Here is a 23,375-nt window from a genome sequence, read left to right as displayed (position 1 = left end):
GGCGCACTTACTGCCATCTCGGGAGATTAAGAGGGGCGCTTGTAGAACGGGAGAGCGACGACGGTGAAGGATTCAGGCTTCCCGCGAAGGTCCACGTCCAGGGAGGTGCCCGGTTCGGAGAAGGCAGTGTCCACATAGGCCAGCGCGATCGGGTAACCGAGGGTGGGGCTGGGGGCACCGGACGTGACTTCGCCGATCACCGCGCCGTCGGACAGGACCGGGTAATGAGAACGGCCGGCCCGCCGGCCGGCACCCTTCAGCCCCACGAGACGGCGGGCCGGAGCCTGCTCCTTCTTGGCCTCCAGGGCGGTGCGGCCCACAAAGTCCCCCTCCTTGGAAAGGGCGACCACGGGGCCCAGGCCCGCAGCGTAAGGGTCCAGGTCCAGCGTGAGCTCGTTGCCGTACAGCGGCATCCCGGCCTCCAGACGCAGCGAGTCACGGCAGGCCAGACCTGCGGGAATCAGTCCCCGGTCCGCTCCGGCGTCGAGCAGGGCAGCCCACAGGATGGGCGCGGCGTCGTTGGTTACGTAAATCTCAAAACCGTCCTCGCCCGTATAACCGGTGCGGGCCACCAGGAGGTCCGCAGTCCAGGCGCCCAGCACCATCGGCACCTTCGCGGCGGCGTAGTACTTCATCCCTGTAACGGCGTCCCGGTGTTCCGCCGGAACCAGGGCCAGCAGGATGGCTTCCGCGTTGGGTCCCTGTACGGCCACCAGCGAGGTGCCCTCGGAAATGTCGTTGACGGTGACGTCAAAGCCCTCGGCGCGGGCTTCCAGCTCCGCGGCGACTACCTGCGCGTTGCCGGCGTTGGGCACCACCAGGTAGGAGTCGTCGTCGAGCCGGTAGCTGATCAGGTCGTCGATGATCCCGCCGTCGGCATTGGTGATCAGCGAGTACTTGGCCTTGCCCACCTTGACGGCGGACAGCTTGCCCACCAGCGCGTAATCCAGGAAAGCGCCGGCGTCAGGTCCGGTGACCTTCACTTCGCCCATGTGAGAGAGGTCAAACAGTCCCGCTGCTTTGCGGACGGCGTGGTGTTCGGCCAGCTCTGAGCTGTATTTCAGCGGCATCTGCCAGCCGCCGAAGTCGGTGAAGGAGGCGCCGAGGCGTTTGTGCTCTTCGTAGAGCGCAGTGTATTTCTCAGTCATTGTTCTCAGCCTTTGCGCTCTAGTTTTCGAAGTCTTCGATGGGCGGGCAGGAGCAGATGAGGTTGCGGTCCCCGGCTGCTCCGTCGATCCGGCCCACCGGCGGGAAGTACTTGTCCATGCGCTGGCTGCGCATCGGGAAGGCCGCCTGTTCACGCGGGTAGGCGCGGTCCCACTCGTTGCCGGCCAGGACGACGGCGGTGTGCGGCGCGTTGCGCAGCGGGCTGCCCTCCAGGGTGAAGTCCCCGGCGGCAACCTGGTCGATCTCGGCGCGGATGGCGATCATGGCGTCGATGAACCGGTCAATTTCGCCCAGGTCCTCAGACTCGGTGGGTTCCACCATCAGGGTGCCGGCCACCGGGAAGGACAGGGTGGGCGCGTGGAAGCCGTAGTCCACCAGGCGCTTGGCCACGTCTTCTGCGGTCACGCCGGTCTTCGCGGTCAGGTCCCGCAGGTCCAGGATGCACTCGTGCGCCACGAGTCCGCCGCGGCCGGTGTACAGCACGGGGAAGTACTCGTTGAGCCGTGCGGCCACATAGTTGGCGGCCAGCAGGGCGCTCTTGGTGGCTTCGGTCAGCCCCTCGCCGCCCATGAGGTTCACGTAGGCCCAGGAGATGGGCAGCACGCCGGCGGAGCCGAAGCGCGACGCGGACACCGGAATGTCCTCGCCTTCGGTCCAGGTGGCGGCATCGCCGGGCAGGAACGGTGCCAGGTGGGACTTTACGGCCACCGGGCCCACGCCCGGACCGCCGCCGCCGTGCGGGATGCAGAACGTCTTGTGCAGGTTCAGGTGGGAAACGTCGCCGCCGAACTCGCCCGGGCGGGCCAGCCCCACCAGGGCGTTGAGGTTGGCGCCGTCAATGTAGACCTGGCCGCCGGCCTCGTGCACGGCCTCGCAGACGTCGCGGACGTCGTCGTCGAACACGCCGTGCGTGGAGGGGTAGGTGATCATGATGGCGGCCAGGTTGTCCCGGTGCGCATCGATCTTGGCGCGCAGGTCCGCGTGGTCAATGGCGCCGTCATCGGCGGTGGCGACCACCACGACCTTCATGCCCGCCAGGACGGCGGAGGCGGCATTCGTGCCGTGCGCGGACGCGGGGATGAGGCAGACGGTGCGCTGGTCCTCGCCGCGGGAGTGGTGGTAGCCGCGGATGGCCAGCAGGCCGGCCAGTTCACCCTGCGAGCCGGCGTTGGGCTGGATGGACACCTTCTCGTAGCCGGTGATGACCGCGAGCTTCTCTTCGAGGTCCGCGATCAGTTCACGCCACCCCTCAGTCTGGGAATCCGGGGCGAAGGGGTGGATGGAGGCGAACTCGGGCCAGGTCATCGCCTGCATTTCGGCCGTGGCGTTGAGCTTCATGGTGCAGGAGCCCAGCGGGATCATGGTGCGGTCCAGAGCCAGGTCGCGGTCCGAGAGGCGGCGCAGGTAGCGCAGCATCTGGGTTTCCGAGCGGTAGGAGGAGAACACCGGGTGCGTCATGAAGTCTGACGTGCGACGGATGTCGGCAGCCAGCTCAAAGCCTTCCGGCTCGCCGGAGAAGTTCGCACCGGCACCGAAGGCAGCGGCGACGTCGGCGAGGATGGCCGGCGTCGTCGTCTCGTCACAGGAGATGCCCACCGTGTCCGCGTCGATGCTGCGCAGATTGATGCCGCGGGCTTCGGCTGCGGCAACGATTTCGGCGGCGCGTCCCGGGACACGGGCGGTGACGGTGTCGAAGAAGCTCGTGGAGAGCAGTTCGACGCCGGCGGCCTCCAGGGCGGCGGCCAGGGTGCGGGCGGAGTCATGGGCGCGGCGGGCAATCCGCCGCAGGCCCTCGGGGCCGTGGTAGACGGCGTACATGGAGGCAACGATGGCCAGCAGCGCCTGCGCGGTGCAGATGTTGGAGGTGGCCTTCTCGCGGCGGATGTGCTGCTCGCGGGTCTGCAGGGCCAGCCGGTAGGCGGGGGTGCCGGCGGAGTCCTTGGAGACGCCCACCAGGCGGCCGGGCAGGGAGCGTTCCAGGCCCTTGCGGACGGCCATGTACGCAGCGTGCGGACCGCCGAAGAAGAGCGGAACGCCGAAGCGCTGCACGGAGCCGACGGCGATGTCCGCCCCCTGTTCGCCGGGAGGGGTGATCAGGGTCAGTGCCAGCAGGTCCGCGGCCACGGTGACCAGCGCGCCGCGTTCCTTGGCCTCGGCGATCAGCGCCGCCTGGCTGCGGACGACGCCGGAAACGCCGGGCTGCTGCAGGACCAGGCCGGTGATGTCGCCGTCGGGCAGTCCGTTGGCGAGGTCCGCTACGATCACGTCGAAGCCCAGGGCCTTGGCCCTGCCCTTCACCACGGCGATGGTCTGCGGCAGGGTTTCAGAGTCAAGCACAATGGCGCCGCTGGCTTTGGACTTGTTGGAGCGGCGCATCAGCAGCACGGCTTCGGCCACTGCGGTGGCTTCATCCAGCAGGGAGGCGTTGGCGATGGGCAGGGCGGTGAGGTCCTGGACCATGGTCTGGAAATTCAGCAGGGCTTCAAGCCGGCCCTGGGAAATTTCGGGCTGGTACGGGGTGTAGGCGGTGTACCAGGCGGGGTCCTCGACGACGTTGCGGAGGATCACCGGCGGGGTGTGCGTGCCGTAGTAGCCCTGGCCGATCATCTGCACGGCCGTCTTGTTCTTGCCGGCAATCGTCCGCAGCTGCGCGAGGGTTTCCTCTTCGGAGCGGGCGGGATCGAGCACCAGTGCGCTGCCCTGACGGATCGCGGCGGGAACCGCCATGTCCGCCAGTGCGTCGAGGGAATCGTAGCCCACGGCCTTGAGCATGGCTTCGGCGGAGCCCGCGCGGGCACCAATGTGGCGGTCAACAAACCCTTCCGCCAGCGGCGCTGCCTCGGCGGCGCCAAGGGAATGCGCGGCGGACGCGGAAGCGGCGGGGGTTGGGGCAGTGGATAGATCAGCAGTCATTAGGGGCTCCTGGAAAGGCAGACGGGGTACGCCAACAAACGTTGGGTCCTCCCCGCTCTGTATTGGACCTGAGAGATTCCGCGGGGGTGGGTCCCGCTTGCACCGTCGGTGAGTTCCACACCGGAGTGCGGAAGCTGCTTTCCAGAGTTGCCTCGCTGTGGCGGTACAGGGGCCTGAGAGATTCCCGGGGAGGGTTTGCTCCTACGGCGCCCGCCGGTGCAGTCGCCTACAAAAAGAGGGGGCTGCAGTAGCGGAACTCTCCCGCCACGGCTGATAAAGGCATATTCACTTGTGTGTTTCCACATGTGACCCTACTCTCATGCGGGTAGCTCAACAACTGAGTGACGCCTGCCGCGGGCTTATTGACGCCGGTGTGCTGCGTCACCACGCAGATCTTCGGCCGCCTGGCCCTCAAATTGACACGGCGCGTCCGCGACTTCCACACTGGACTGTCGGCGGTGGCGCCAACACCTCTCATACGGCCTCATCCGGGCCTTCCGCGCGCGTAGCGGCGTCACGCGCGCCGGCGGGTGCCCATATCTATATGAGAAAGATCGCCATGTCTGACCGCCTGACCAGCCCTTCCCCCGCGGAGACCGCTCCCGGAGGGACAAGCTCCTCCGAGCCGGAACTCTCCCGCTCCCTCTCCAGCCGTCACATCCAGCTCCTGGCCATCGGCGGCGCCATCGGAACCGGCCTGTTCATGGGCTCCGGCAAGACCATCTCGGTCGCCGGTCCGTCAGTGATTTTCGTCTACATGATCATCGGCTTCATGCTGTTCTTCGTCATGCGGGCCATGGGCGAGCTGCTGCTCTCCAACCTCAAGTACAAGTCCTTCACCGACTTCTCCGCCGATCTCCTGGGCCCCTGGGCCGGGTTCTTCACCGGCTGGACCTACTGGTTCTGCTGGGTGGTGACCGGAATTGCGGACGTGGTGGCGATTTCGCACTACGTCACCTTCTGGTGGGCGGATGCACCGCTCTGGATTCCGGCCCTGGCCTGCATCCTGGTGCTGCTGGCCCTGAACCTCCCCACGGTTAAGGCCTTCGGCGAAACAGAATTTTGGTTTGCCCTGGTCAAAATCCTGGCCATTGTCACCCTCATTGTGGTGGGCCTGGTCATGATCTTCACCCGCTTCACCTCCGGTGACGGAGACACCGCCGGGTTCAACAACCTTTGGGAGCACGGCGGATTGTTCCCCACGGGCCCCATGGGCTTTGTGGCCGGTTTCCAGATTGCCGTGTTCGCGTTCGTCGGCATTGAACTGGTGGGCACGGCAGCCGCGGAAACCAAGGATCCGGAAAAGAACCTCCCCCGCGCCATCAACTCCATTCCGCTGCGCATCATGCTCTTCTACGTAGGTGCCCTGGTCATCCTGATTTCGGTGGTCCCGTGGGATAATTTCAGCGCGGATGACAGCCCCTTCGTGGGCATGTTCGCCCTGGCCGGTCTGGGCGCAGCGGCCGCCGTGGTGAACTTTGTGGTCCTGACTTCCGCCGCATCTTCAGCCAATTCGGGCATCTATTCCACCTCACGCATGGTGTTCGGCCTGGCGCACGACGGCGACGCCCCTCGCCCGTTCGGCCGCCTGTCCCGGCGCAAGGTGCCGCAGAACGCCCTGTTCTTCTCCTGCACCTTCCTGCTGGCCGGCGTGGCGCTGTTGTACGCCGGTGAATCGGTCAGCGCAGCGTTCACGCTGGTCACCACCATCTCCGCGCTGTGCTTCATGTTTGTGTGGACGGTCATCCTGTTGAGCTACCTGGCATTCCGCAAGCGCCGTCCGGCGCTGCACGAGGCTTCGAAGTTCAAGATGCCCGGCGGCGTGGTGATGGTCTACGTGGTCCTGGCCTTCTTCGTCTTCATCCTGTGGGCGCTGACCACTCAGGCGGACACCCTGCAGGCGCTGCTGGTCACGCCCATCTGGTTTGCACTGCTGGGGATTGTCTATGCGTTCCTGCGCCGGACTCCGCTGCACCAGGCCCGGGTGGCAGAGTACAAGGCCATGGCCGCTGCCGAGCGCGCCGCGCTGACGCCGCAGGCAGAAGCGGTCAAGTAACCCCCGCCCGGCGGGACCGCGGTCTTATCCGGGGAAAAACGCAGTAACGCCGCTGCGCAGTGATGCACAGCGGCGTTACGCGGCGGCACCCGCAGGTCCGCTTCTTATTGCATTATTCTTTAGCTTTCCTCCCCCGGGTTATGCCTGGGGGTAGGGGACGTACTGTTCCTGCCGGGCGGCACCGGCGTCGAACCGTGCGCCCTCAGGCTTGCTGGGCATCAGCGCGAAAACCAGGAAAGCGATTGAACCGACAAACGGAATGAGTCCGAGCAGGATGAACCAGGCGGTGAAGCCGCCGTCGTGCAGCCGGCGGACGAACAACGCCAGGCCGGGCACCAGAATGGCCAGCCCGTAGAGCATGAGCAAGGCATACGGAAGGACAAATCCGTTGCCGGTCAACTCATTGGTGTAAGGGTCAATGCTGTTGACCAGGGAGGTGAAAGCCCAAGCCGCCAGCAAACCCGTGACGACGAAATTGAACAAGCTGACCGCATCACCGACGAATCCGCCTGCTATTTGCCCCGCGTAAAGGCGAGGTACCGCCGGGCGGACTCCTGCACAATCTGATCTGCCCCGTGCGGGATGATCCGGTCCCACCAGCCGCCGTACAACCGGTCGAATTGAAGCGGTTCCAGTCGGGCTGCGGCCTCCTGCACCACCTCGGGCCGCTCGGGAATCTGGTTGGGGTAGCTGTACAGGAAGGACACGTGCGTTCGGTCCGGAATGACGTTGATGATGTCACCGGTGAAAAGTGCTCCGCCGCCGTCCGGATTCTCCTCCCAGTGCAGAACCGTTCCGCCGGCAAAGTGGATGCCCGCGCGGTAAAGAGTCAGGCCCTCGGCCAGGGCGAAACTGTCCCCGTTCCAGAACTGCAGCGCGGGATCCGCCCGCCCGACCCATTCCCGGTCGGCCGCGTGCAGATACACCGGCGCCTCAAATTCATGCGCCCATTCCACCATGGTGGTGTAGAAGTGCGGATGGCTGACGGCGATCGCACAGATGCCGCCCTCGGCACGGATCAACGCGGCCAGCTCGTCGTCCAGATAGGCCTGGCAGTCCCACAGCACATTGCCGCCGGCTGCACGGATCAACAGCGGGCGCTGTCCGATGGCGAAGGACGGCTCGCAGCCGATTCCAAGGACGCCCGGCCCCTGGGAATGAATGGTTCCGCGGTGGGAAGGGCCGCGCAATTTCTCCAGCGTGCTCCAGGCTTGGCCGGTCAGCGGCACGTATTGGCGTTCGTCATCGCAGATGGGACAGCTCTCCCGCGCCGCTCCATACTGTGTTCCGCAGGTAACGCACAGCGGAAACTCCGCGGAGGGGCCGGGCTGGGAGCGGGCGCTGCGCTCCTGAGGCGTAGCCGGCATGGGCCTAATAAACCACGGTTCCGGTGGAGCTGGCAGCACCACCGGCAAAGGCCGCCTTATTACTGGCTTCGAGTTGGATCCCCAGGCTGTGCAGCGGATTCTCCAAGGCCGACGCCAGGTTAGGCACTACTGTTTCCTGGATCCGGCGCACCACCTCGCCGATGTCCGCCCGGGCGTTGACCGTCACTTTCAAGGTAAGGTCCGGCTCCTCGGCGGTGCCGCGCAGCATCGCCGAGGAATCCACCACACCCGGAATCTGGTCCGTGTCATTTTCGACCGCGGCAGCAAGGACCGACGGATTGCAGACAGTGGTCCCGCGGGATGGACTCTCCTGCAGCCGGAACGGTCCGGCGGCCGCGCGCCGCGGAATCTGGGCCAGGATCCACCACAGGCCCAGCAGTCCTATCAGCAGGCCGCCGAGGATAGCCACAACCGGCGCATAGTCCGGATCAGTGACGTTTTCCGGCGGACCGTACAGGACCGGGTCCTCCGCGCTGCCCACCACTGAGGAAGCAAGCAGGATGACATAAAGTCCCGCTGCAAGGCACAGCAGTCCAAGAATGATCAGCCACACACGGTTGGCGGTGCCGGCATGCTGGCGCATGGTGTTGCCCTTCTGTCAGTTGTGGTCCAACAATGCGGTTCCGCCGCCTGCAGCGGCGGAACCGGTCAGCTGTTGGACCTGATGGTGACGCTGATCTTCGGAACAGGTTCCAGGCCCGCTGCCTGCAGCCGTGAGCGGACCCCGTCTGTGACCCAGTGCTGCAGGTCGGCGGTGTCGCGCAGTGCCGTGTTGACGGAAACGCGCACTTCCCGGTCCGAGGCCGTTGCGGATGCCGAAGAGACACCGTCGATGTGTTCGCACGTGGCTGCCGCCAACCGCGCCGCGGCACGGCGGGACATCACGGCGCGGCTTTGGCCTGTTACCTCCGGAGCTGCACCAAAATGCAGGGGCAGAGAATGGAAACGCCCGGGAATGAGGACCGACAGCAACAGGACCACGCCTATAACGGCGAGGATGATTCCGGCGATCCAGCTTCCGGTGCTGTTCCAGCTCAGCGAAGCAAGCCAATCAGACACCGCTGTGAAGAAAGGCGGCCACTCGCCCCGGGCCAGCCGCTCAATTCCGGCCCAGACCAGCGCCACTGACAAAGCCAGCAGGACCAATCCGCAGATTATTGCCGGGACCGCCCTGCTGGGCCGCGGTCGCAGGGACACCTCAGGAGCGTCGCTCACAGCAGCCTCCGGCGGCCGTTTGCGGATTCTTTGGGCCGCAGCCAAGACACGGTGACGTCCACTTGGCGCACCTCCACCCCGGTGAGTTCGGTGACCCGGGAGGATATCCGGTCCCTCAGCTGGTCAGTGGCCTGACGAAGCGGAACCGGATACGGCAGCCCCACATCCACTTTCAGCGAGGCAATATTGCCTGCCAGCTCCACATGGGCCCGGGGCCTGGCAGAAAGATCAGCCCGCGCTCCGATGCCCAGGAAACCGCCCGAGCTGCCTCCCGCGAAGGTCTCGTCCTTTGCGATTTGGCCGGCAATTTTCTCCAGCACCTTCCGAGCGATCACGGTGGAGCCGCGGTCTGATCCAGCGGGCGGCGGCTGCCGGACGAGACCCGGAGACAAGCCGCTCTGGATTTCAACTGTGCTCATCTGCTGGACGCCCTGCCGAACATTGTCTGGAAGTCGAGCCTGCCTTCGGCTGCCATACCCACCAGCAGTCCGACCAGCCCGAACAGCACCGCCAGCAAGAGGGCATACCAGCCTCCGAAAGCAAGTACGATTCCCAGGACCAGGCCTACGGACATGCACCATTTTGTTGCAGACATGCTGATCTCCTTCAGTAGTACGCCGGCCGGGACCCGCTGGCTCCGGCCGGGTGGTTGCTTGGCACCCGGTGGCTATTCCAGCCGGCCGGAGGGCTTTTTCGCGGAATCCTGGTCGTCGTCGGAATCGTCGTCCGGCAAATGCACGTCAGTGACGTTGACGTTCACTTCCAGGACTTCCAGACCCGTGGCGTTTTCCACCGACCGGATCACGTTGCGGCGGATGCCCTGGCTGACCTCAACAATGGAGAAGCCGTACTCCACCACGATGCTGACGTCGATGGCCGCCTGCCTTTCCCCTTTCTCCACGCTGACGCCGTTGCTGACATTCGTCTGGGATCCGGGAATCCGCTCGGTCATTGAGCTGAAGGCTCGCCGCGCAGCGTTGCCCATCGCGAAAACACCCGGAACTTCACGCGTAGCCATGCCCGCGAGTTTCTGCACCACCGTCTCTTCAATGGTGGTGTCGCCATGAGGGGTGTGCAGCGGACCCGGCTTGCCGGCCTGTTCAAGGTCACTGGGGCTGGTGGCCGTGCTTGCGCCACCGGTGCCGGCATTGGAACCGGAAGATCCTCCGCTGCCCTGTGAGGTGGATACCGGCCCTACGGACGGTGCTGACGGTTTCTGGGCATCTGCCATGTCATTCATCTCCTGCTTTGGACTGGATCCGCGGGGATCTCGTACGGAATTAAAGACGCGGTGGCAGCACAATCGTCACGCTGTTCCGCAAAGTTCTTTTTCTTTATCCCGCCGGAGCCGGACAGTATTCCGCGCCGTGAAACGGTCTGCCATATTGGGAAAGGACCGGCATCCGCCGGACCGGACAGGGGCCTGAATGGCAGCGGCTCAACTGCCGGAAGAGTCCGGCACCTTTGTGCAGTCCAGCCTCCCGGCAGGATCCGGAGGCCTTTCAGAATTGGCCCGCTTGGACGAGGCAACAGTAGTGGCCCGCGCCCAGGACGGTGACCTGGCCGCTTTTGAGCATTTAGTGGAGACCTACCAGGGGCGCCTGTTCCGGCTGGCCATGCGAATGCTCAATGACCGCGGGGAAGCCGAAGACGTCGTCCAGGACACCCTGACCGCGGGATGGCGGGCGCTTCCCGGCCTCGACAGGTCAAGTGCCTTCGGCGGCTGGGTCTACCGGACGGCAACCAACCGTTGCTTTGACGTGCTCCGCCGCCGCAGCACGCATCCGGAGGACAGCGTGGACGGGGCGGCATTGTGGCCCGCGATGGACCTCCAAGCCGGTGATCCGCACCGCAACGCCGAGCTCGCTGCGCAGTACGAGTGCTTGTCCAAGGCTCTAGCGGACCTGCCGCCTGATCAGCGTGCCTGCTGGCTGCTGCGTGAATTCCATGACCAGAGCTATGCGGAGATTGCTGCGACCCTGGGGATCGGCCCCGGCACCGTGCGCGGCCGCCTGGCCCGGGCACGCGAAAACCTTGCGGAGGCAATGATCCAATGGCACTAGAGAACCGGCCGCCCACGCTGGCCTGCGGGCGCAGCGTCAACCGCGTCTGGCAGGACATCAACCGCTCCCCGGACCCCCACACCCTTTCCTGCGCGGACTGCCGGACAACCCGAAACAGCCTGAAAGCACTGTCCAGCGCCACATCGCTCCTGCGGGACCAGGACCTGCTGCACCCGGAACTGCGTCCGCCGCACGGTTTGAAAGAAGCCGTCCTGGACGTGGCCTGCTCCCAGGTCCGGCGGGGCATCCGGCTTCCCTTGGCCGGCAGCCGCGACGGAAGCATCGTGATCAGCGAAACCGTCCTGGCCGGCGTCGTGCGGGACGCAGCCCGGGACCTTGGCGGCGTCCGGGCGCGCCGCTGCCGCATTGACCAGGCTCCCGGTGCCGGATTGGGCTTGCTGATCCATTTGCGCACTGCCGTGGCACCCGGCGTCGACATCCAGCGTGCGATGACGTTCCTGCGGCTGCGCATCCGTGATGCCGTGGAAGCTTCGGTGGGAATTGTGCCGCACACCGTGAACCTGACCGTGGAGGATTTGTACGATGAGTGACCGTCCGCTGCGGGGCAAAGTGATCGGAAGTTCGGTAGTTGCGGGGGTTGCCGCACGCGCCGCGAGGGAGACTCCCGGAATCCTCCGGCTCGGAACAGGTCTCGGCCAACTCCTCGTACGGTGGGGCGCCGCCGCCAGGAACAACCTGCGCCGGGTTCCTGATTCCGGAACCCGGACGACCCGCGACGGCGTTGTTGTCTCCGTTGCCGACGGCCGGGCGACCATCGATGTGGAGGTGGCCACTGATGCCCGGTTCAACGCCCTGGAAGTGGCCGCGGACCTGCAACAGCGGGTCCGCCGGGCCCTGCGCGGTACCGGTGTTGCCGCAGGGCCTGTCAATGTCACCATTTTCGCGATTGAAATACCCCCCTCCGCTCCCCCGCGTCCAGGACGGTGACGCGGATTGGGACCCTGGCAAAGCAACTTCACCCAGTGGGCTCCTGCCTGGGCCGCCGTCCGCGGCCTCCGCAGCACGCTCGACGGCGATGCGGTACTGATGGCTCCTGCGGGCGGCGGAGCCACGCCGCAGTACGTGGTCACGTGGCCGGGGCGGGACACTCCGCGTGCAGCGGCAGAGGTGGCAGGCCTCCGCGGAGCACGCCTGACCCTGGTGACGGACGATGCGGAGACCGCGGGTGAATTCGCGGCGGGACGGGGGCTGACCTCCCTGTCCCGGCTTGCCCTCCTCACGGCAGATCCGGCTGACCTGCCGCAGGTGCCCCAGCTGCCTGAGGGCGCGGAACTGGCCCTGACCGGCTTTCAGGATTACGCGGCGGCGGAGATCAGTGCCTACACGGAAGTGGTGGCGAGCGGGCGGATTGCCCGCGGAGACGGCTTCGCGGTGTTTGGCGGGATTGATATCCGTCGCCCGGACCCGGACCACACCATGGAGACGGCAGTGCTGGCTGCGCTGGCCGAGGAGGCGGCATACCGGGACAGCCCGTTGATCCTCATGCCCGCGCTGCCCAAGTCTGCCCTGTGGTACGCCCGGCAGGGGTGGGGGCCGACGGCGGATGTCCTCACGTTTATGCGCGCGCGTGACGCCTGAGGCTTCTGGGGTGCCGGAACCGGCGCAGGTGTAAACTCCCACACGGCGCCGCCCGCCATCCGCTAAGAGGCATAAGACTCAGGGAGAACACCATGGCCATTGATGTGAGCGATCTGTCCCCGGTGGAGGGGGCAGACAAAATCCTGACGCCCGACGCGCTGGAGTTCATTGAAGAACTGCACCGCCGGTTCCGGTCCACCAGGGACGAACTGCTGGCAGCCCGCGCGGACCGGCGCACTGCCATTGCCGCGGGCAAGAGCCTTGACTTCCTTCCGGAGACAGCGCATATCCGCGAGGGGAACTGGAAGGTCGCGCCGGCCCCGGCTGCCCTGACGGACCGGCGGGTGGAAATGACCGGTCCCGCTTCTCCGGCCAAAATGGCCATCAACGCCCTGAACTCCGGCGCGAAGGTCTGGCTGGCGGACCTGGAGGACGCCCACACCCCCACCTGGCACAATGTGGTGGACGCCCAGGTGAACCTGTACGGCGCCACTCGCGGGGACCTTTCCTTCACCAGCGGGGAGGGCAAGGAATATGCCCTTCGCAAGGACGCCCCGCTGGCCGTCATGGTGGTCCGCCCCCGGGGCTGGCACCTGCCGGAGAAGCACGTGACCATCGACGGCGAACCCGGCGTGGGCGCACTGGTGGACTTTGGACTGCACTTCTTCGCCAACGCCCGCACCCTGCTGGAAAACGGCTCCGGCCCGTATTACTACCTGCCGAAGATGGAGAGCCACCTCGAGGCCCGGCTCTGGAACGACGTTTTCAATTTCGCCGAGGAGTACACGGGCGTTCCGCAGGGCAGCATCCGCGCAACGGTGCTCATCGAAACCATTCCGGCCGCGTTTGAAATGGACGAGATCCTCTACGAGCTGCGGGACCATGCCTCCGGGCTGAACGCCGGGCGCTGGGATTACCTGTTCAGCATGATTAAGGTCTTCCGCGACGCGGGCAAGACTTTCCTGCTGCCGGACCGTGCGGACGTAGCCATGACGGCGCCGTTCATGCGGGCCTACACCGAGCTGCTGGTGAAAACCTGCCACCGCCGCGGGGCTTTTGCCATGGGCGGCATGGCCGCCTTCATTCCGAACCGGCGGGAACCGGAGATCACGGCCAAGGCGTTCGAAAAAGTCACCGCAGACAAGACCCGCGAAGCCACTGACGGCTTTGACGGTTCCTGGGTGGCCCATCCTGACATGGTTCAGACGTGCCGCGAGGTTTTCGATTCCGTGCTGGGAGAGAAACCGAACCAGGTGGACCGGCTGCGGGACGATGTTTCAGTTTCTGCCGCAGATCTGCTCGACGTCAGTACCGCCGGCGGTTCCATCACCGAGGCCGGCCTGCGCTCCAATCTCTATGTGGCGGTGGCCTATACCGCCGTCTGGCTGTCCGGCAACGGCGCGGTGGCCATCCATAACCTGATGGAGGACGCGGCCACGGCGGAGATCTCCCGCTCGCAGGTGTGGCAGCAGGTCCGCAACGCCGTGGTCCTGGAGGACACCGGCGCCACCGTTACGGAGGATCTGGTGGAGCGGCTGCTGGCGGAGGAGACGGAACGGCTGCGCAGCGAGGTGCCGGAGGATATGTTCACCCGCTACTACGCTCCGGCCAGCCAGCTGATCGCGGATATCAGCCTGGCTGAAGACTACGTGGACTTCCTGACCCTGCCGGCTTACGAGCTGATCGACTGAGTACCCGCCCGCAGCTCCGGCACCGGTTTCGAAGCTGCGGGCAGGTAACCGCTGCCCCAGCGGGTCACTGCGGCATAGGCGCGGCGCCGCACCGGGCCCGGTGACAGAAAAACGTCGTGGAGGGCGTCGGGAATCCGGTTGACGCTCACGCTGGAACCCAGCGACAGTGCCCGGTGGGCCACCACGTTCACGTCCAGGGCGACGTCGGAGGTCCCGGCGTCGACTGACCAGCGGGGCTGCAGGTAGCTTTTGTCTGAGAGCAGCACCAGGACGGGGATCTCCAGGTGAAGTCCCGCCGCGACGACCGCCTGCGCCCGGAACACGGCATTGAGGAAGGCCAAGGTGACCGGAAAGCCCCTCAGCGGCCGCCACGCCAAGTTATAGGTCCACTCACCGCCAAAGGCGGAGAAGGTGGCCCGCGAGTAGTTGCCCGAGTCCACCGGAGGAAGCAGTGCCAGCGGCCGGCGCTGCGCTTCCAGCCCCACCAGCGGAGAGATCAGCCGCCGGGCCAGTTCCGAGGCCTGGAATTCAAGCCACGGACTGTTGAGCACCAGGGCGGACGCAGCAAGCGGATGCCTGGCTGCCCAAAGGCTCAGCGTGAGCCCGCCAGTGGAATGCCCCACCAGGATCAGGGGCCGCCCGGAGGCGGGGAAATCGGACGCGGGATCAGGGCGCCCCATGGCCGCGAGCGCGGCCGCAATATCGGCGTCGTAATCCCCGAGATCGGTGACGAACCCCGGGCTTTGCCCCGGGCGGAGGCTGCGCCCGTAATTGTGCAGGTCCAGGGCGTAGAACCGGGCTCCTGCTGCGGCCCAGTACTGCGCAAGTTCGGTTTGGAAGAAGTAATCCGACCACCCGTGGACGTAGAGGACATCGGCATCCCCGGCGCACTCTTCGTCAGGGGAATACCGGACCAGCGTGGCCGGAGCCCCGCCGGGAAGCTCGAGGGTCAGCCGCTCATAGTCATCCCCCAGGATGTCGGGACGCCAGGACGAGGAGCCGCCGGAGCTGGGTGCCAGTTCTTGCAAGGAGTTCCCTTCACGCCGTCACTCACAGATCCGTTGGTGTCCGGACGGCTACTGTCCATCGTCCGTGCCGCCTCGCCGCCGGTCAACGCGGCCGGCGCCAGTGGCGTCCGCAGCGGGCGCATACACCGGATGCTTGCGATCTTTGGCAAGATGGCAGCATGACCCAGAGCCCCCACCACACCCCCGCGCTCCCCGCTTCGGAAGTGCGGGCACTGTCCCGGGCACTTTCCGCCGGGGACGTAACCGTATTTGTTGACGGCACGGCGCTTCGCCTGCCCGCCGCCGCCCGGGATGCGGTCCTGGACCTCCTCGTCCGGCTTGGACGCGGCGAAGACGTTGTGATCACTTCCGGCACTGCGCCCGGTGGCGAAGCGGCGGCCGCCGAGCGCGCTCCGGCAGATGCATCTGCCGGACGGAACCCGGCGGCCGCCGCCGGGTCCAATGTTCCCCTGCTAACGACGTCGCAGGCGGCCGCCGCCGCAGGAATATCCCACACGTACCTGCGCAACCTCACGGACGCTGGCGTCATCCCGGTGGAATACCGCGGCACGCACCGCCGCATCCGCCTGTCCGACGTCGAAGCCTGGCTCCGTGACCAGCAGGCGGCAAGGACGGCCCGGGCAGCCGGCAGCGAAGCACCGGGCGGGCAGTGACCGACTCCCTCCCCTATGCTGGTGTGGAAACCCGGCGGTCCGCCGCCTCACCTGCAATGCAATGGAGCAAGCTGTGATTATCGGTATCCCCAAGGAAATCAAGAACAACGAGTTCCGGGTGGCCATCACGGCCTCCGGCGTGCATGAATTCATCACCCGCGGACACACCGTCCTCGTGGAGAGCGGTGCCGGAACCGGCTCCAGCATCAGTGATGAGGAGTATGCCGGCGCAGGTGCCCAGATCCTTGATTCCGCCGACGACGTGTGGAGCCGGGCCGGCCTCATCCTGAAGGTCAAGGAACCCGTGGAGTCGGAGTACCGCTTCTTCCGTCCCGACCTGGTGCTGTTCACCTACCTGCACCTGGCTGCAGCGCCTGAGCTGACCAAGGCACTGCTGAAATCCGGCATGACCGCCATCGCGTATGAGACCGTGCAGGAAGGGCGTGTGCTGCCGCTGCTGGCACCTATGTCCGAGGTGGCCGGGCGGCTCTCAGTCCAGGTGGGTGCGCAGTGCCTGACCTCACCGGCCGGCGGTCCGGGACTGTTGCTGGGCGGCGTTCCCGGCGTCCGGCCGGCAAAGGTAGTGGTTCTCGGCGCCGGAGTGGCCGGCACCAATGCTGTGGCCGGCGCGGTGGGAGCCCACGCCGACGTCTCCGTCCTGGACATCAACATCGACCGGCTGCGCCAGCTCGACGCCCAGTACGCCGGCCGGATCCGCACCGTCGCGTCCAACGCGTTTGAAATTGAACGTGCCCTGTCGGACGCCGACCTGGTGATTGGTTCGGTACTCGTCCCCGGTGCCCGGGCGCCGAAGCTGGTCAGCAATGAGATGGTCTCGCGGATGAAGAGCGGCAGCGTCCTGGTGGACATCGCAGTGGATCAGGGCGGGTGCTTCGAGGACAGCCGTCCCACCACCCATCAGGATCCGACGTTCCGTGTCCACGGGTCCCTGTTCTACTGCGTAGCCAACATGCCCGGAGCCGTCCCGAACACCTCCACCTACGCCCTGACCAACGTGACGCTTCCCTACGCCGTTGCGCTGGCCGACCGCGGTGTGCGCGGAGCCTTTGACGCCTCTCCCGCGCTGGCCCGCGGACTGAATATTGCCGGCGGCAAGGTGGCCCACGCCTCGGTGTCCACTGCCCTGGGGCTGGAGCTTGCAGAGGACTGGACCGAGCTCCTGCCGGCCTGAGCTGAAATGCACGGCGTGTGCTGACACGTCCCGCTCTCACATACCTTCAGGTTCTGGCTGCTGGACGCCCGCCGCAGAGTGTCAAAGACCTCCTGCTGCGTGCAGCAGTTTTGTCCCATGACGATTCCCACGGCCAGGTCAATGTCGGTGCGTGAGGCCAGGACTGACTGACTGAAGGTCCTCCACCGTGGGTGACGGGGCTGTTTCACGCTTCGGGTCGTCCATGTTTCCTCTTGCTCGGGATTCCACGGAGATAGACACCGGTTTGTAGCCTCGGCAGCGCCGGTCCGGAATTGTCTGCCGTGCGGTTCGATATTACGATAATTTACCTACGGTCAAGACGCGGCCATGACATTCTGCAACCCCAGCAGAGGATACTCATGGATCCCGCAGTGCAATTTCCCGTCTGCCACCAGTGCGGTGTGGACGACTTCCTCATTTTTGAGTCCTTCACCCCGGCCACTGACAATCTCCCCGGTGTCGCCAATTACACCTGTTCCGCCTGTGAAACCTTTGCCGGTCACCCGGTGCCGGCCGGCTGGACCCCGCCGGGATGGCGCAGTTGAGCCCTGAACCTCATCCGGCGGGATACGTTCCGCGGCTGCTCTCCGCAGCGGCCTTCATCACCGAACGGGCAACCGAACAATCACTGGCCGAGCTTCGCCTCACCCACGAACGCACAGCCGTCCTGGGCCTGCTGGTCGGCTCCCCGTCGGACCAGCAGGGTCTCGCGGAGGCCTCAGGTTTGGGGGAACACTGCGTGCGGGACTGCCTGTCGTCCCTGCAGCGCTGCGGGTACGCCGACGCCGGTGCAGACGGCCGATGGAGCGTCACCGAAGCCGGTAAGGAGATTCATGCCACGGCCGCTGCTGCTGAAGCGCGGCTGCTCACCCGCAGCAGCGACGACGTTGAGGGACTGCGTCAGGAGCTGCATGCCCTGATCCGCGCGCTGAAGCCGCCGGCGGCGGGACCGCCGCCGCAATAAGCAACCAGCTCAACAAGGCAAGCAGACAGCAGAAGGGAGCTCCGGCGCGCGGCCGGAGCTCCCTTCTGGGGAAGCAGCCCCCGGTCAGGGGGGCTCATTTCAGTTACGCAGCCGCAGTGGGAAACCGTTCCCAGACGCGGTGGTTGGCCAACAGTCCGCTGACGCCCGTAACGACGTCGGCGGCAGTGCCCGTGACAACACCGGGTGCCTCGACAGGGACACCGGCGGCCATGAGAACGGAGGCACCGTCACCGAAGGCACCGATGGCCTTCGCATGGCGGAATGCTTCAGCCAGGAGCAGCGTGATCCGCGGGTCCAGGGAAGGATGTCCCTCGGGGTTGCCTGCCTTGGCGTCGAGGCTGTCCACGGCGTCGGGAGCCGGAGCACCTGACACGGCCACCACGACGGCGTCGAACTCCGTGGAGCGGGCGGTGAGGTAGGTCCGCTGGACCGTGGCACCTCCGGCCAGCGTTCCGCCGTGCGGAGCTACCACCAGCGGAACCATGCCCTCTGCGTTAACCGCGGTCAGAACCTCGGACAGCGCCGCGGGATCGGTGAAGTCGTCGGCAATAACGCCAACAATCCGGCCCGCAACAGGCCAAGATCCGCCAAGCTGGCTCAGCGCCGGGCTCGGGGCGGTGTCCGCCACCTCGATCTCGGGCGCCGGGGCCTCAAGTCCGAGGCCGGTTGCCACTTCCGTGGCCAGCCGCTCATCGATGTTCGCCAGCGCCTGCAGCTGGCGCAGGCGGATGTTCTCCTCGTAGCACTTGCCCAGTTCAAAGGTGTAGGCCTGCACCACGTGGTCCTGCTCCACCGGAGTCAGGGAGCGGAAGAACATCCGCGTCTGGCTGTAATGGTCATCAAACGTGGCCGGATTCTCGCGCACCTTGCGGGCAGCGGGAACCTCAACGGGGACGTCAATGAAGGCACCCATGTCCGCACCGGCCATGAAGGGGCAGCCGCCGTCGAGGGAGTTGGGCTGATACGGCGCAACTCCGGCGTGGTCTGCATCCTGGTGGAAGCCGTCGCGGAGCATGTCATTGACCGGTGCATGCGGGCGGTTGATCGGGATCTGGCTGAAGTTGGGTCCGCCGAGCCTGGTCAGCTGCGTGTCAATGTAGGAGAAGAGGCGGCCCTGCAGCAGCGGATCATTGGTGACGTCGATTCCGGGCACCAGGTGTCCGGGGTGGAACGCCACCTGCTCGGTTTCGGCAAAGTAGTTGGTGGTGTTCTTGTTGAGCGTCATGGTTCCGATGATCTGCACCGGGGCAAGCTCTTCGGGAACAAGCTTGGTCGGATCCAGCAGGTCAATGCCCTCAAACATTTCATCTTCGGTGTCCGGGAACACCTGGATGCCGAGGTCCCACTGCGGGAAGGCCCCGGCTTCGATGGAGTCGGCGAGGTCACGGCGGTGGAAGTCCGGATCCATGCCGTTGATGATCTGTGCTTCCTCCCAGACCAGGGAGTGCACACCCTGCCGGGGCTTCCAGTGGAACTTCACCAGAGTGGTTTCACCCTGGGCATTGACCAAGCGGAAGGTGTGGACACCGAAGCCTTCCATGGTGCGGTAGGAGCGGGGGATTCCCCGGTCCGACATGTTCCACATGGCGTGGTGCTGGGCTTCGGTGTGCAGCGAGACAAAGTCCCAGAAGGTGTCGTGTGCGCTCTGCGCCTGCGGAATTTCCCGGTCCGGATGCGGCTTGCCCGCATGGATTACATCGGGGAACTTGATGGCGTCCTGGATGAAGAACACGGGGATGTTGTTGCCCACCAGGTCATAGACGCCTTCGTCCGTGTAGAACTTGGTGCTGAAACCGCGGGTGTCACGGACGGTGTCCGCGGAACCGCGGGAGCCGAGCACTGTGGAAAACCGTACAAAGACCGGTGTCTCGGTTCCCTTGGAGAGGAAGCCTGCCCGGGTGACACCCTCTGCTGCACCGTTGGCCACGAAAACACCGTGGGCTGCCGCACCGCGGGCGTGAACCACGCGCTCCGGAATACGCTCGTGGTCAAAATGCGTGATCTTTTCACGAAGGTGGTGGTCCTGGAGAAGCACCGGTCCGCGGGGACCTGCCTTGAGGGAATGGTCCGTATCCTGCAGGCGGGCGCCCTGCGCCGTGGTGAGGAACCTGCCGCTCTGGGCGTTGGAGGACTTGGGCGCTCCGGAGGGAACGCCTGTGGGAGACACGGTTTCCGGCCCGTCCTGGTCCGGTTTGGGCGGCAACGGTTCGCGCGGCTCCGTCGGTTCAGCCAGCTTCGGCGCTTCCGGTGCCGGAACGCCCGGGATGGGTGTGCTCTTGTCAGACATGTAGCCTCCATGATGGTTAAACCTGGCAGCCGCCCGAGTGCGGCGGCCCTCACTACACCCTACTTACTTGCTAAGCATGCTGACAATTACTTTTGCGTCAGAGTCTCCACGAGTTTTAGCCAGCCGTCAGTAATCCGCTCCAGCGGCATCCCTGCTGTCCGGTGAAGATGCAGCAGCAGGCCTGCCTCCAGAAACGCTTCCAGCTGATAGGCCGTCAGTTCGGGATCACGAACATTCGGGAGCGCCGCAAGGAGCATCGTGAGGTGGGCAAGCTCAAGCCGGCGGACGGGGTGCCCGTGAGAGGAAAACCGGTCCACGTCCGCAGCCTGCCGCAGTTCACCGGTAAGGTCCAGGGCCCGGATCCGCGCAACTCCGAAGGCCCGCAGGCGATCCAGCGGTGCAGCCCCGGGGCCCAGCGGCGGCGGCCCGCTCATGTAGCTTTCCTGGAACCCCCGCTGGGCGTGGTCAAGGACAGCCTGCATCAGGCCTGCCCTGCTGCCGAAGCGTCGAAACACTGTTCCTTTTCCCACACCCGCACGCCGGGCAAGGTCATCCATCGTTAGCGCTTCGGCCCCGCGCTCGGAAATGATGTCCAGTGCCGTGGCAAGCAGCAGCCTCCGGTTTCGGGCGGCGTCGAGACGCTCGCATCCGATCTCTCCGGCTTCTGGTCCAATGTCCTGCATGCGCGCCAGTCTAACCCGCGCGGAATATAAACGGACCAGGGTCCGTTTATAGTTTGAGATGCACCATCTGTGCCGTCAGCGGCACGGTCCCCGATAGGAGTTCACTTGAGCACTAAAGTACTTACCCTGCTCGGCAGCCTTCGGGCCGGTTCAGTTAACCGCCAGCTCGCAGAAACGGCCGTCCTGAACGCCCCGGAGGATGTTGACGTCATCATCCACGAGGGCCTCGGCACAATTCCGTTCTACAACGAAGACATTGACGTTGAGGGATCCGTTCCTGAAGCCGCAGCCGCCCTCCGCGCTGCCGCAGCGTCTTCAGACGCCCTGCTGCTGGTCTGCCCCGAATACAACGGGACCATGCCCGCCGTCCTGAAGAACGCCATTGACTGGCTGTCGCGCCCGTTCGGCACCGGAGCCGTTTCCGGTACGCCCGCGGCCGTTATCGGGTCCGCCTTTGGCCAGTTTGGCGGCGTGTGGGCCCACGACGACGCACGCAAGTCCCTGGGCATTGCCGGCGCCCTCCTGGTGGAGGATGTGCGCCTCTCGATCGGCGGCTCGGTAACGCGCTTTGCCGAGATCCATCCGAAGGATGATGCAGAAGTTGTGGAGCAGCTCCGCGCTGTGCTCACAGCTCTTGCCGATGCTTCAGCCGCAACTGCGGCCTAACAGCTTCAACTCATACGCAAAAGGACGGGTCGGCAACGCCGAACCCGTCCTTTTGCGTATGACCCCAGCTGTTTCCAGAAGCGCTACTCCCAGAAACCGCCGGCCCAAGCTGCATCCCTGAGATAGTCACGGGCCGGTCCCACATCCCACAGTTCCCCGCTCGATGAGACGATTCCCATGTCCCGCAGGTCTTCAACAACGTCTTCAGAGCATCCCAGGACCTCGGACAGGTCCTGGGTACTGGCAGCTACGACCAGCTCGTTGCGATTTTCCACGGATGTCCTTCCAGATGGGCTTACGTTTTGCGGTGGGCTTGCTACCTGGCCAGCAAAGTAGCTTCACGTTCCGTGCTCCAGCTCCGTGCATAGAGACCGAGCGCGGCTTCTTCCCGGAGGGAGAGTCCAATCCTGTTGAGCAGCATGTGTGCCTGATACACCGTCAGGTGCTGGGCGCTGCGGCTGAGACGGGCTTTATCTGCACGGTAGAGGTAGCTGTCGATAGTCCTGAACCACCGGCGGCGCCAGTTCTCGACGGCGTTTTCTGCGGCCGTGGCGGCCATCAACCGATGCGTGGGGGCAACCTTGGCGGCAACCTGAACGGTCATTGCCTGCCGCACGCTGGCGGCACGCGGACCGAAACCCGCGGTGCAGCTGCGCAGATGGCTGTCCCAGTAATAGTCCCAGGAAACGCGCCGGCGGTCCGGCCAGCTGGCCGAGCGCGGCCCCTTCATCATGCTGCGCGCCGAATCAAAAAGAAGCAGGGATCCAAAGGCCCATCTGTTCTGGACCTTGGGGAAGCGGGCCGTAGCCCACGCACCCAGCTCCGATGAAAGTTCAAAAATTTCTTCAGCCAGTGTGAGGCCTTCGAAGCCGCCGTACTTGGCCAGATCGGCCTCGAGCCGCGGATTCTGCACCTCGGCACCCCCGGGACCCATCCGGTCCGCCGCAGGTTCACTGAACTGCTGGGTCATCTCCAGGTGGCCGATCACACCTGATGCCTGTTCGCGCAGCGCCGCCAAAAGGCACTGCAGCCGCTCAATAGTTCCGGGCTCTCCGAGGATCCGGAGCCGGACGTGTGCGTTGGCCGGCTCCATGCACCTGGTGTAATACCACCGCTGGACGCCTTGGGCCTGAGCTTGGGCCGCCAGCGGGGTAACCAGTTCTCCAATGATGCCGTCCGCTACATCGAAGCCCCCGGTGTAGAAGGAGAGCGTCCACCACTGCGCGGTTGAGCGAGTTCGCGAGGCGTTTCGAACTGCAGTCAGCTGAGTCATGGCGTGCATCCCTTCCGGGGTTGTGCTTGGCTACCGCCGCTGGCGGGACTAACTTTTTCCTACGGATACAACTGTTGGTTGATTTCCCCCCGAGGGGAGTTTGCTAGAGCCAGTCCCAAACTTTGGTCATTTTCATTCCCCTCCTGTACCTGCGGCTGAGTCCCAGCCTGTGCGGTTGATTGACTCCGAAAGCTTCCCCCGCGCAGCAATACCCCGTCTACCCTTTGAAATGCCCGGTTGCTGTCATGACCCAATCGACTCTTGCACTTCACGGGTCAATCAGAAACGCCGCCGGGAAAACCGCAGGGCGATGCCGAGTATCGGCAATTGGTGGCCTCCGGAGCGTCCGTCCGGCATAGTGGCATTAAGCGGCCATGTCCGTTATTTCCGCCGGCTGGGAAACCTCTTGGCTGCCGGCGGTCCGCCGCCCGGAAATAGACCCGCCCCGTGGGTAGGCTGGTCCCCAATTTGATGAATAGGAGCGGATATCTTGGA

General features: G+C 65.4%; 25 protein-coding genes, 1 pseudogene and 1 riboswitch. Of the genes and pseudogenes, 11 read left to right on the top strand and 15 right to left on the bottom strand.

Going from position 1 to position 23,375, the window contains the following annotated elements; translation table 11 throughout:
• Nucleotides 1–26 precede the first annotated feature (26 nt).
• Nucleotides 27–1,148, bottom strand: coding sequence for a glycine cleavage system aminomethyltransferase GcvT (gene gcvT / locus AC4D2W_RS17000; protein ID WP_490928106.1), 1,122 nt, complete (start codon nt 1,146–1,148; stop codon nt 27–29).
• A gap of 19 nt (nt 1,149–1,167) precedes the next feature.
• Nucleotides 1,168–4,080, bottom strand: coding sequence for an aminomethyl-transferring glycine dehydrogenase (gene gcvP, locus AC4D2W_RS16995; RefSeq protein ID WP_490928104.1), 2,913 nt, complete (start codon nt 4,078–4,080; stop codon nt 1,168–1,170).
• 151 nt (nt 4,081–4,231) lie between these two features.
• Nucleotides 4,232–4,354: riboswitch (glycine riboswitch) on the bottom strand.
• A 285-nt stretch (nt 4,355–4,639) separates the two neighbouring features.
• On the opposite strand from gcvP, the gene cycA reads away from it, so the two are divergent.
• Nucleotides 4,640–6,136 (top strand): D-serine/D-alanine/glycine transporter, encoded by a 1,497-nt coding sequence (gene cycA, locus AC4D2W_RS16990; protein ID WP_490928102.1) that lies wholly within the window; start codon nt 4,640–4,642, stop codon nt 6,134–6,136.
• A gap of 138 nt (nt 6,137–6,274) precedes the next feature.
• Here the strand turns inward: cycA and AC4D2W_RS16985 are convergent, their stop codons facing one another.
• The 7 genes from AC4D2W_RS16985 to AC4D2W_RS16955 form a co-directional block, all read right to left on the bottom strand.
• A complete protein-coding gene (locus tag AC4D2W_RS16985) occupies nt 6,275–6,619 on the bottom strand; it encodes a DUF805 domain-containing protein (RefSeq protein WP_490928101.1) in 345 nt (114 codons plus the stop codon).
• A 29-nt stretch (nt 6,620–6,648) separates the two neighbouring features.
• Nucleotides 6,649–7,503, bottom strand: coding sequence for an MBL fold metallo-hydrolase (locus AC4D2W_RS16980; protein ID WP_490928100.1), 855 nt, complete (start codon nt 7,501–7,503; stop codon nt 6,649–6,651).
• A 4-nt stretch (nt 7,504–7,507) separates the two neighbouring features.
• Nucleotides 7,508–8,107 carry a hypothetical protein gene (locus tag AC4D2W_RS16975; RefSeq protein ID WP_490928099.1) on the bottom strand — a complete coding sequence of 200 codons (600 nt, stop codon included), beginning with the start codon at nt 8,105–8,107 and terminating at the stop codon, nt 7,508–7,510.
• Between the two features lie 65 nt (nt 8,108–8,172).
• Complete coding sequence (locus AC4D2W_RS16970; RefSeq protein WP_490928098.1) at nt 8,173–8,739, bottom strand: DUF6286 domain-containing protein; 567 nt, start codon at nt 8,737–8,739, stop codon at nt 8,173–8,175.
• Nucleotides 8,736–9,158, bottom strand: coding sequence for an Asp23/Gls24 family envelope stress response protein (locus tag AC4D2W_RS16965; protein ID WP_490928096.1), 423 nt, complete (start codon nt 9,156–9,158; stop codon nt 8,736–8,738). Before AC4D2W_RS16965 ends, AC4D2W_RS16970 begins: the two co-directional genes overlap by 4 nt.
• Complete coding sequence (locus tag AC4D2W_RS16960; protein WP_400930503.1) at nt 9,155–9,334, bottom strand: hypothetical protein; 180 nt, start codon at nt 9,332–9,334, stop codon at nt 9,155–9,157. Before AC4D2W_RS16960 ends, AC4D2W_RS16965 begins: the two co-directional genes overlap by 4 nt.
• 72 nt (nt 9,335–9,406) lie before the next feature.
• Nucleotides 9,407–9,970: an Asp23/Gls24 family envelope stress response protein gene (locus tag AC4D2W_RS16955; protein WP_490928095.1), complete on the bottom strand. Its 564-nt coding sequence runs from the start codon at nt 9,968–9,970 to the stop codon at nt 9,407–9,409.
• 196 nt (nt 9,971–10,166) lie between these two features.
• On the opposite strand from AC4D2W_RS16955, the gene AC4D2W_RS16950 reads away from it, so the two are divergent.
• The 5 genes from AC4D2W_RS16950 to aceB all read left to right on the top strand — a co-directional run bounded on the left by AC4D2W_RS16950 (nt 10,167) and on the right by aceB (nt 14,092).
• A complete protein-coding gene (locus AC4D2W_RS16950; protein WP_490928093.1) occupies nt 10,167–10,802 on the top strand; it encodes an RNA polymerase sigma factor in 636 nt (211 codons plus the stop codon).
• Nucleotides 10,793–11,353, top strand: coding sequence for an Asp23/Gls24 family envelope stress response protein (locus AC4D2W_RS16945; protein WP_490928092.1), 561 nt, complete (start codon nt 10,793–10,795; stop codon nt 11,351–11,353). Before AC4D2W_RS16950 ends, AC4D2W_RS16945 begins: the two co-directional genes overlap by 10 nt.
• Nucleotides 11,346–11,750, top strand: coding sequence for an Asp23/Gls24 family envelope stress response protein (locus AC4D2W_RS16940; protein WP_490928091.1), 405 nt, complete (start codon nt 11,346–11,348; stop codon nt 11,748–11,750). The genes AC4D2W_RS16945 and AC4D2W_RS16940 overlap by 8 nt, the downstream gene beginning before the upstream one ends.
• A 6-nt stretch (nt 11,751–11,756) precedes the next feature.
• Nucleotides 11,757–12,401, top strand: coding sequence for a hypothetical protein (locus tag AC4D2W_RS16935; RefSeq protein WP_490928155.1), 645 nt, complete (start codon nt 11,757–11,759; stop codon nt 12,399–12,401).
• 92 nt (nt 12,402–12,493) lie between these two features.
• Nucleotides 12,494–14,092, top strand: coding sequence for a malate synthase A (gene aceB / locus AC4D2W_RS16930; protein ID WP_490928089.1), 1,599 nt, complete (start codon nt 12,494–12,496; stop codon nt 14,090–14,092).
• Here aceB and AC4D2W_RS16925 read toward each other — a convergent pair.
• Nucleotides 14,074–15,120, bottom strand: a complete 1,047-nt coding sequence (locus AC4D2W_RS16925) for an alpha/beta hydrolase (protein ID WP_490928087.1) — start codon at nt 15,118–15,120, stop codon at nt 14,074–14,076. The two genes, aceB and AC4D2W_RS16925, sit on opposite strands and share 19 nt — an antisense overlap.
• Nucleotides 15,121–15,278: 158 nt before the next feature.
• Here AC4D2W_RS16925 and AC4D2W_RS16920 point away from each other — a divergent pair, with 158 nt between their 5' ends.
• Nucleotides 15,279–15,773 carry a helix-turn-helix domain-containing protein gene (locus tag AC4D2W_RS16920; protein ID WP_490928086.1) on the top strand — a complete coding sequence of 165 codons (495 nt, stop codon included), beginning with the start codon at nt 15,279–15,281 and terminating at the stop codon, nt 15,771–15,773.
• A 73-nt stretch (nt 15,774–15,846) separates the two neighbouring features.
• Nucleotides 15,847–16,965, top strand: coding sequence for an alanine dehydrogenase (gene ald / locus AC4D2W_RS16915; protein ID WP_490928085.1), 1,119 nt, complete (start codon nt 15,847–15,849; stop codon nt 16,963–16,965).
• A gap of 53 nt (nt 16,966–17,018) precedes the next feature.
• Here the strand turns inward: ald and AC4D2W_RS16910 are convergent.
• A pseudogene (locus AC4D2W_RS16910) lies at nt 17,019–17,174 on the bottom strand (ANTAR domain-containing protein); the annotation flags it as partial.
• Between the two features lie 171 nt (nt 17,175–17,345).
• Here AC4D2W_RS16910 and AC4D2W_RS16905 point away from each other — a divergent pair.
• Together AC4D2W_RS16905 and AC4D2W_RS16900 are read left to right on the top strand one after the other, a co-directional pair.
• The gene (locus tag AC4D2W_RS16905) at nt 17,346–17,531 is read left to right on the top strand and encodes a hypothetical protein (RefSeq protein ID WP_490928084.1); all 186 of its coding nucleotides are present in this window, start codon (nt 17,346–17,348) and stop codon (nt 17,529–17,531) included.
• Nucleotides 17,528–17,950: a hypothetical protein gene (locus tag AC4D2W_RS16900; protein WP_490928083.1), complete on the top strand. Its 423-nt coding sequence runs from the start codon at nt 17,528–17,530 to the stop codon at nt 17,948–17,950. The genes AC4D2W_RS16905 and AC4D2W_RS16900 overlap by 4 nt, the downstream gene beginning before the upstream one ends.
• Before the next feature lie 103 nt (nt 17,951–18,053).
• Here the strand turns inward: AC4D2W_RS16900 and AC4D2W_RS16895 are convergent, their stop codons facing one another.
• A complete protein-coding gene (locus AC4D2W_RS16895) occupies nt 18,054–20,258 on the bottom strand; it encodes a catalase (protein WP_490928081.1) in 2,205 nt (734 codons plus the stop codon).
• An 86-nt stretch (nt 20,259–20,344) separates the two neighbouring features.
• The gene (locus AC4D2W_RS16890; RefSeq protein ID WP_490928080.1) at nt 20,345–20,941 is read right to left on the bottom strand and encodes a TetR/AcrR family transcriptional regulator; all 597 of its coding nucleotides are present in this window, start codon (nt 20,939–20,941) and stop codon (nt 20,345–20,347) included.
• Nucleotides 20,942–21,046: 105 nt separating this feature from the next.
• On the opposite strand from AC4D2W_RS16890, the gene AC4D2W_RS16885 reads away from it, so the two are divergent.
• Entirely contained in the window at nt 21,047–21,607 is a 561-nt protein-coding gene (locus AC4D2W_RS16885) for an NAD(P)H-dependent oxidoreductase (RefSeq protein WP_490928078.1), read from the top strand.
• Between the two features lie 83 nt (nt 21,608–21,690).
• On the opposite strand, the gene AC4D2W_RS16880 is transcribed toward AC4D2W_RS16885, so the two are convergent.
• Entirely contained in the window at nt 21,691–21,882 is a 192-nt protein-coding gene (locus AC4D2W_RS16880) for a hypothetical protein (RefSeq protein WP_490928076.1), read from the bottom strand.
• A 41-nt stretch (nt 21,883–21,923) separates the two neighbouring features.
• Nucleotides 21,924–22,880, bottom strand: coding sequence for a lantibiotic dehydratase C-terminal domain-containing protein (locus AC4D2W_RS16875; protein ID WP_490928075.1), 957 nt, complete (start codon nt 22,878–22,880; stop codon nt 21,924–21,926).
• Nucleotides 22,881–23,375: the final 495 nt, after the last annotated feature.

Source organism: Arthrobacter sp. TJ-58 (assembly GCF_058269295.1).
This window is presented reverse-complemented; position numbering and strand designations above follow the sequence as displayed.

Coding starts and splice junctions, on each gene's coding strand:
- AC4D2W_RS16905 (WP_490928084.1), top strand. CDS start 17,346: ATGGATCCCGCAGTGCAATTTCCCGTCTGCCACCAGTGCGGTGTGGAC.
- AC4D2W_RS16920 (WP_490928086.1), top strand. CDS start 15,279: ATGACCCAGAGCCCCCACCACACCCCCGCGCTCCCCGCTTCGGAAGTG.
- AC4D2W_RS16945 (WP_490928092.1), top strand. CDS start 10,793: ATGGCACTAGAGAACCGGCCGCCCACGCTGGCCTGCGGGCGCAGCGTC.
- AC4D2W_RS16875 (WP_490928075.1), bottom strand. CDS start 22,880: ATGACTCAGCTGACTGCAGTTCGAAACGCCTCGCGAACTCGCTCAACC.
- AC4D2W_RS16940 (WP_490928091.1), top strand. CDS start 11,346: ATGAGTGACCGTCCGCTGCGGGGCAAAGTGATCGGAAGTTCGGTAGTT.
- AC4D2W_RS16980 (WP_490928100.1), bottom strand. CDS start 7,503: ATGCCGGCTACGCCTCAGGAGCGCAGCGCCCGCTCCCAGCCCGGCCCC.
- AC4D2W_RS16965 (WP_490928096.1), bottom strand. CDS start 9,158: ATGAGCACAGTTGAAATCCAGAGCGGCTTGTCTCCGGGTCTCGTCCGG.
- aceB (WP_490928089.1), top strand. CDS start 12,494: ATGGCCATTGATGTGAGCGATCTGTCCCCGGTGGAGGGGGCAGACAAA.
- AC4D2W_RS16960 (WP_400930503.1), bottom strand. CDS start 9,334: ATGTCTGCAACAAAATGGTGCATGTCCGTAGGCCTGGTCCTGGGAATC.
- AC4D2W_RS16975 (WP_490928099.1), bottom strand. CDS start 8,107: ATGCGCCAGCATGCCGGCACCGCCAACCGTGTGTGGCTGATCATTCTT.
- AC4D2W_RS16895 (WP_490928081.1), bottom strand. CDS start 20,258: ATGTCTGACAAGAGCACACCCATCCCGGGCGTTCCGGCACCGGAAGCG.
- AC4D2W_RS16955 (WP_490928095.1), bottom strand. CDS start 9,970: ATGGCAGATGCCCAGAAACCGTCAGCACCGTCCGTAGGGCCGGTATCC.
- AC4D2W_RS16950 (WP_490928093.1), top strand. CDS start 10,167: ATGGCAGCGGCTCAACTGCCGGAAGAGTCCGGCACCTTTGTGCAGTCC.
- cycA (WP_490928102.1), top strand. CDS start 4,640: ATGTCTGACCGCCTGACCAGCCCTTCCCCCGCGGAGACCGCTCCCGGA.
- gcvT (WP_490928106.1), bottom strand. CDS start 1,148: ATGACTGAGAAATACACTGCGCTCTACGAAGAGCACAAACGCCTCGGC.
- AC4D2W_RS16890 (WP_490928080.1), bottom strand. CDS start 20,941: ATGCAGGACATTGGACCAGAAGCCGGAGAGATCGGATGCGAGCGTCTC.
- gcvP (WP_490928104.1), bottom strand. CDS start 4,080: ATGACTGCTGATCTATCCACTGCCCCAACCCCCGCCGCTTCCGCGTCC.